The sequence below is a fragment of the Rhodococcus sp. NPDC058505 genome (genome assembly GCF_042720095.1).
Lineage (GTDB): Bacteria > Actinomycetota > Actinomycetes > Mycobacteriales > Mycobacteriaceae > Rhodococcus_G.
Window position 1 is genome coordinate 1 of sequence record NZ_JBHXNB010000050.1, and the last position, 6,163, is coordinate 6,163.

The window sequence follows — 6,163 nt, forward strand, 5'->3', positions numbered from 1 at the left end:
TCTGGTCCCCCGGCGAACACAACGGCACCTTCCGCGGCAACAACCCCGCCTTCGTCACCGCCACCGCCGCCCTCGAGCAGTACTGGGCCGACGACATCCTCGCGAAGTCGGTGCGGGCGAAGGGCGCTCAGGTGCACACCGCACTCGCCGACCTGTCGGCGCGGTTCGAGGGCCTGGACACCCGCGGTCGCGGCCTGGTCCAGGGTCTGGTGTTTGAGCGGCCCGAGCAGGCGGAGGCGGTGTGCCGAACGGCGTTCGAGCGTGGACTACTCGCCGAGACGTCCGGCCCCTCCGACGAGGTCGTGAAACTCCTTCCACCACTGACCATTTCCACCGACGAACTCGAACTCGGTCTGGGGATCCTCACCGAGTCCGTGACGGCCGTGTGCCGAGAGCAGGAGCTGCGAGCATGATCGTGCGTACCACCGACGAGATCACCGACACCGACCGCGACATCACCAGCGAGGACGGCAACTGGCGCTCGAAGCGGATCGTCCTGGCCGGCGACGGCGTCGGATTCTCCTTCCACGAGACCACCATCGCCGCCGGATCGGTCAACGAGTTCCACTACGCCAACCACATCGAGGCGGTCTGGCTGATCGAGGGCGACGGCATCCTCACCGACCTCGACAAGGGCGAGGTGCACCGGTTGCGTCCGGGCACCATGTACCTGCTCGACGGCAACGAGCGGCACCGGGTCGAACCGGTCACCCAGATGCGGATGCTGTGCGTGTTCAATCCCCCGGTCACCGGGCGGGAGGTGCACGACGAGAACGGCGTCTACCCGCTGCTCACCGTCGCCGAGCGCGAGCCCGTCGATGCCGATGCGTGAGGGCGTCGACCGCTATCCCAGTCGGGTGGCCGACCTGCCCGAGGTGCTGGACCGCCTCGACCCGGTCCTGTGGGGCACCGACCGGCATCCCGAACTGGCGCACTTCGAGGAGAACGGCTACCTGCAGCGGATGCGGGCGATCTCGGACGAGACCGCGGCGGCGTGCCGGGCGGAGATCGAGCGGATCCGGTCGGATCCGGCGCTGGCCGGGGACGAGCGGATCGTGCGGGAGGAGTCGAACGCCGACGTTCGATCGATCTTCGACGTCGTCGCGCTCAGCGCGGTGGTGCGGGAGGCGATCGCCGAGTCGGGCGCCGCGGACCTGGCCCGACGGATCCTCGGCAGCGAGGTGTACATCCACCAGAGCCGGCTCAACCACAAGCCGGGCTTCGTTGGCGGCGCGTTCTACTGGCACTCCGACTTCGAGACCTGGCACGCCGAGGACGGAATGCCGGCGCCGCGGGCAGTGAGCGCGTCGATCGCGTTGACCCCCAATGAGCCCCACAATGGTCCGTTGATGATCCTGCCGGGCACCCAGTGGGTGTTCGTGCAGTGCCGCGGCGAAACCCCACCGGACCACCACCGCGAATCACTGGTGACGACGACACCCCGGATCGGGGTTCCGTCGGAGACGGCGGTCACCGAACTGGCCGCCGTGCACGGCATCGACGTGCTCACCGGGCCCGTCGGGTCGATGACCGTGTTCGACAGCAACGTGCTGCACGCGTCGGGCGGCAACATCACCCCGGTGCCGCGCTCGAACATCTTCGTCGTCTTCAACAGCGTCTCCAACCGGCTCCAGCACCCGTACGCGGCGAGCACCCCCCGCCCGCTCCACCTGGCCGCGCGGGGCTGACCCGCGAGCCCGGCACCGGACCCCGTCGACCATGCCCCCAGTAGGCTCGGGGCATGGTCGACGATCCCGCCAGCGGCCTGAATCAGCTGCTCGGCACCGTGCACCGCCGCCTCGGCGAGAGCGTCAGTTCCCCGCGGACCCTGCGTGATCTGCTCGAGGCGGTGCTGGTGGTCGGCGCCGGCCTGGACCTGGACACCACCCTGCAGCGGATCGTGCGGACCGCCACCGAACTGCTCGGAGCGCGGTACGGCGCACTCGGTGTCCGGGCCCCCGGCGGCGGGCTGTCGGAGTTCGTGTACGAGGGCATCGACGCCGCCACCCGCGCGTCGATGGGCCACCTTCCGGAGGGCCGCGGCCTGCTCGGGCTGCTGATCGAGGATCCTCGGCCGGTCCGGATCCGCGACCTCGCCACCCACACCTCCTCGATCGGATTTCCCCCGAACCATCCCCCGATGCGCAGCTTCCTCGGGATGCCGATCATCGTGCGCGGTCGGGCGTTCGGCAGCATCTACCTCACCGAGAAGCGCGCCGGCCCGGAGTTCACCGACGAGGACCAGACCATCCTGACGGTGCTGGCCGAGGCGGCGGCGCTGGCGATCGACAATGCCCGACTGTTCGAGCAGTCCCGTACCCGGGAACGCTGGCTGACGGCGATGTCGTCGATCACCTCGCGGCTGCTGATCGGCGGTTCGGTACCCGAGACCCTGGACCTGCTGGTGCGGCAGGTACGTGAACTCGGCTCCGCGGACGCGGTCACCCTGGTCGACACCGTCGACTCGGACGGGGTCGTGCTCGCGTCCACCGATCCCCGACGAACGGTCGGGCAGCGCGTCGACTTCGCGGTGCTCAGCGCGGGCGCGGTCCGGTCGGCGACGGTGCCGGTGTCGGGCCCGCAGCACGTCCAGGGCGCGCTGGTGGTCAGCGCGGGCGCGGGCGGACCCGACTGGGACCCGGACGAGATGCAGCGACTCGCGTCGATGGCGGACCTGGCGGCGGTGGCCCTCGAGTTCGCGCACCAGCAGCGTCAGCAGCGGCTGCTGGACGTGCTCGCCGACCGCGACCGGATCGCCAGGGACCTGCACGACAACGTCATCCAACGCCTCTTCGCGACCGGGATGAGCCTGCAGTCGATTGCCGCGACGGCGTCGGGTCGTACCGCGGAGGTGCTCGCCAGGTCCGTCGAACAGCTGGACACCACGGTCCGCGAGATCCGCACCACCATCTTCGATCTGCAGTCGGCGGAGGCCACCCCGACCGCCGGGCTGCGACGGCGGCTGCTGGACGTGGTCGGCGAGCTGACGTCCGAGGTCACCCCGTCGGTGCAGTTCTCCGGGGCGATCGACACCCTGGTCCCCCAGGCCATCGCCCTGCACGCGGAAGCCGTTCTCCGTGAGGGCCTTTCCAATGCGCGCCGACATGCCGCCGCGCGCTCGATCACCGTCACGGTGACGGCGGCCGACGAGTTCGTGGTCGCGATCGCGGACGACGGGGTCGGCATGTCCGGCACCGAACCCCGCAGCGGCCTGTCGAATCTGGCGAAGCGGGCCGCGGCGTGTGGCGGCGCCTGCGAGGTGCGGTCCGCCCTCGGCGGCGGCACCACCCTCACCTGGCGCGCACCGCTGGTGTGACACCGAACGGGCGGTTGCCGGGGCATCGGCCGAGTGGCCAGCGCGGCAACCGCCCGTTCGGTGGCGCGGGACGGGTCAGGCGATCGGTGGGAGGGTGACGACCTGCCCGGCGTAGGCAAGGCCCGCACCAAAACCGATCAGCAGCGCGGTGTCACCGGCCTTCGCGCCGCCGGACCGCAGCAGCTGCTCCATCGCCATCGGAATCGATGCGGCACTGGTGTTTCCGGCCTCCACGATGTCGCGGGCGACGGCGACGGAGTCGGGCACACCCAGCGCCCGGACCAGCGCGTCGGTGATCCGGCTGTTGGCCTGATGCGGCACGAACGCGTCGAGGTCGTCGACGGTGACACCGGAACGCTCCAGGGCGTCGCGGCAGGCCTTCTCCAGGAAGGTCACCGCCCACCGGAAGACCGCCTGCCCGTTCATCCGAATGTAGGGGCGCTCGGCATCCGCACCGCGGTCCGCGACCTCGGCGAAGTACGCCATGAAGTCCTTGTCCTGCTTGATCGCCGCGGTCTGCGCGCCGTCCGATCCCCACGCGACCGGGCCGATCCCCTCGACGTCGGACGGTCCGACCACGGCGGCACCCGCACCGTCGGCGAAGATGAATGCGCAGGTCCGGTCGGACGTGTCGAGCAGATCCGACAGCCGTTCGACGCCGATCACCAGGACGTGCCGCGCCTGGCCTGCCCGCACCAGGGCCGCCGCGTTGCCGAGCGCATAGCAGAACCCCGCGCACCCGGCGGAGACGTCGTAGGCGGCGGTGTCGTGCATGCCGAGTTCGGTGGCGACCACCGCGCCTGCCGAGGGCCCGAGCACCATCTGCGACGAGGTGGCCAACACCACGGCGTCGACCTGATCGGCGGCGATCCCGGCGGCGGACAGGGCGTCCCGCGCGGCGGCGACGCTCATCGAGACGATCGTCTCGTCGTCCGAGGCCCAGTGCCGGGCGGTGATCCCCGATCGGGTCCGGATCCACTCGTCGGAGGAATCGATGCGGTCGACGATCTCGGCGTTGGGGACGACGCGGCGGGGCCGGTACACCCCGAGACCGAGGAGCGCCGCGTTGGCGACGGGTGTTGCGGTGGCGATCTGGGCGGGCATGACATCCTCTCGCTATGAACCGACCGGTTCACGTCCGAATCCGATCTAACATGAACCGATCGGTTCACACAAGCGAATCGGAGGATTCCCATGACGCCGCCGCGCCCGCGCGCCCGCCTGCTCGCGAGCACCATCACGATGGTGCAGGAGTCCGGGATCCACGCGGCCGGGCTCACCGAACTCCTCAAGCGGAGCAACGCCTCCCGAAACTCGCTGTACCAGCACTTCCCGGCGGGCAAGAGTCAGCTGGTCGAGGCCGCGACCCGGATCGTCTCCCGGGTGGTGCACTCCCACCTTGCCGCGACCGCGGACGCCCTCGCGACCGCACCGTCGATCGAGCACTGGCTGGACGAGCTGCTCGCGTTCTGGCGCGAGCCGCTCGAATCGAGCGACTACCGGCTCGGTTCGTTCATGATGGCCGCCGCGCTGGACGAATCGGATCCGGCGGTGCGGGCCGCGGCCGGGCAGGCGTTCGACGAGTGGACGGCCCGACTCGCCGACGGCCTGGTCGCGGCCGGGATCCCCGCGGCAACCGCACGGCCGACAGCGGGCCTGCTGCTGTCGGTGATCGAAGGCGCGATCGTGCAGGCCCGCGCGCTCGGGTCGAGCCGCCCATTCACCGACGCGCACGGGCAGCTGACGGTGCTGCTGCGGCACCACCTCGACGGCGCGCGCTGACCGCGGCCGGAGTCCGCGTCACCGTCCGCGGCCGGGCCGGCCCCTCAGCTCGGTCGCCAGCACCGCCGCCTGCGTGCGGCGCTGCATCCCGAGCTTCGCCAGCAGCCGGGACACGTAGTTCTTCACCGTCTTCTCCGCCAGGTGCATGCGGGCCCCGATCTCCCGGTTCGTCAGCCCCTCCCCGATCAGGTCGAGCACCACCTTCTCCTGATCGGTGAGCACATCGACGAGACCGCCCTGGGTGCGCTGCTCGCGGATCCGGGCCAGCACCGCTGCCGTGTCCCGGTCGGCGAACAGGGAGCCGCCCGCGGCGACGGTTCGCACCGCGGAGATCAGGTCGGTGCCCAGTATCTGCTTGAGCAGGTAGCCGGACGCGCCTGCCATGACCGCGTCGAACAGCGCCTCGTCGTCCGAGAACGAGGTGAGCATCAGGCACCGCAGCCCCGGATGCGTCGACCGCAGTTCGCGGCACAACTCCACCCCGGACCCGTCGGGCAGCCGCACATCGAGCACCGCGACGTCGGCGCCGGACTCCGGATACCCCGCCAGCGCACCCGACACCGAGGACGCCTCCCCGACGACGGTGAGGTCGGGGGCGCCGCCGAGCAGGTCCACCAGACCCCGCCGCACGATCTCGTGGTCGTCGACCAGGAACAGCCGTGTCTGCATGCTCCGATCCCAGCACATCGGGACCTTCGGCACTATCGGCCGGGGTCCCCGTCGGCGAGGCTCGACGCCGTGACCGACCTGACCACCACCCGACCCGCGTCCGATGCCGCTGCCCTGTTCGAGACGGCGCTGGAGATGGCGTCCGCGGCCAAGCGCGGCAACGTCGCCCGGTGGGCCGAGGTCAAGTCCGCCCGGCACGACCCGGACGCGCTCGCGTTCCTGAACTCGGTCCTGCTCGGCGTGCTGATCGAGAATGACGCCGTCCGCCGCGGCGTGCACCCCACCGACGTGTGGGCGCAGTTGCGGGCGGGCGGGCTCGACGAGTTCGGCTGAACCGACACCGACGCTGCCGCGTCGCACGCGCGAAGGGCCGGTACCGATCGGTACCGGCCCCTG

8 protein-coding genes are annotated in these 6,163 nt (G+C 71.0%); 6 read left to right on the forward strand and 2 right to left on the reverse strand.

Going from position 1 to position 6,163, the window contains the following annotated elements:
• From ACFWPA_RS19495 to ACFWPA_RS19510, 4 genes are all read left to right on the forward strand, one after another.
• Positions 1-413 (forward strand): aminotransferase class III-fold pyridoxal phosphate-dependent enzyme (locus tag ACFWPA_RS19495; RefSeq protein ID WP_378571575.1); only part of this gene is annotated, 413 nt, incomplete at its 5' end.
• Positions 410-832, forward strand: a complete 423-nt coding sequence (locus tag ACFWPA_RS19500) for an ectoine synthase (RefSeq protein ID WP_378505571.1) — start codon at positions 410-412, stop codon at positions 830-832. The genes ACFWPA_RS19495 and ACFWPA_RS19500, both read left to right, overlap by 4 nt.
• Complete coding sequence (locus ACFWPA_RS19505) at positions 825-1,688, forward strand: phytanoyl-CoA dioxygenase family protein (protein WP_378571586.1); 864 nt, start codon at positions 825-827, stop codon at positions 1,686-1,688. The genes ACFWPA_RS19500 and ACFWPA_RS19505 overlap by 8 nt, the downstream gene beginning before the upstream one ends.
• Before the next feature lie 53 nt (positions 1,689-1,741).
• Positions 1,742-3,316, forward strand: a complete 1,575-nt coding sequence (locus ACFWPA_RS19510) for a GAF domain-containing sensor histidine kinase (RefSeq protein WP_378571578.1) — start codon at positions 1,742-1,744, stop codon at positions 3,314-3,316.
• A gap of 75 nt (positions 3,317-3,391) precedes the next feature.
• On the opposite strand, the gene ACFWPA_RS19515 is transcribed toward ACFWPA_RS19510, so the two are convergent.
• Positions 3,392-4,420 carry a beta-ketoacyl-ACP synthase III gene (locus ACFWPA_RS19515; protein WP_378571580.1) on the reverse strand — a complete coding sequence of 343 codons (1,029 nt, stop codon included), beginning with the start codon at positions 4,418-4,420 and terminating at the stop codon, positions 3,392-3,394.
• Between the two features lie 90 nt (positions 4,421-4,510).
• Between ACFWPA_RS19515 and ACFWPA_RS19520 the strand changes: the two genes are divergently transcribed.
• Positions 4,511-5,098, forward strand: coding sequence for a TetR/AcrR family transcriptional regulator (locus ACFWPA_RS19520; RefSeq protein ID WP_378571582.1), 588 nt, complete (start codon positions 4,511-4,513; stop codon positions 5,096-5,098).
• Positions 5,099-5,116: 18 nt separating this feature from the next.
• Here ACFWPA_RS19520 and ACFWPA_RS19525 read toward each other — a convergent pair whose 3' ends face one another.
• The gene (locus ACFWPA_RS19525) at positions 5,117-5,767 is read right to left on the reverse strand and encodes a response regulator (protein ID WP_378571584.1); all 651 of its coding nucleotides are present in this window, start codon (positions 5,765-5,767) and stop codon (positions 5,117-5,119) included.
• A 69-nt stretch (positions 5,768-5,836) separates the two neighbouring features.
• Here ACFWPA_RS19525 and ACFWPA_RS19530 point away from each other — a divergent pair, with 69 nt between their 5' ends.
• Positions 5,837-6,100 (forward strand): hypothetical protein, encoded by a 264-nt coding sequence (locus ACFWPA_RS19530; RefSeq protein WP_378505566.1) that lies wholly within the window; start codon positions 5,837-5,839, stop codon positions 6,098-6,100.
• Positions 6,101-6,163 lie beyond the last annotated feature (63 nt).

Excerpts from the sequence above, each read along its gene's own strand:
- ACFWPA_RS19515 (WP_378571580.1), bottom strand. The coding sequence starts at position 4,420 with ATGCCCGCCCAGATCGCCACCGCAACACCCGTCGCCAACGCGGCGCTC.
- ACFWPA_RS19510 (WP_378571578.1), top strand. The coding sequence starts at position 1,742 with ATGGTCGACGATCCCGCCAGCGGCCTGAATCAGCTGCTCGGCACCGTG.
- ACFWPA_RS19505 (WP_378571586.1), top strand. The coding sequence starts at position 825 with ATGCGTGAGGGCGTCGACCGCTATCCCAGTCGGGTGGCCGACCTGCCC.
- ACFWPA_RS19520 (WP_378571582.1), top strand. The coding sequence starts at position 4,511 with ATGACGCCGCCGCGCCCGCGCGCCCGCCTGCTCGCGAGCACCATCACG.
- ACFWPA_RS19525 (WP_378571584.1), bottom strand. The coding sequence starts at position 5,767 with ATGCAGACACGGCTGTTCCTGGTCGACGACCACGAGATCGTGCGGCGG.
- ACFWPA_RS19500 (WP_378505571.1), top strand. The coding sequence starts at position 410 with ATGATCGTGCGTACCACCGACGAGATCACCGACACCGACCGCGACATC.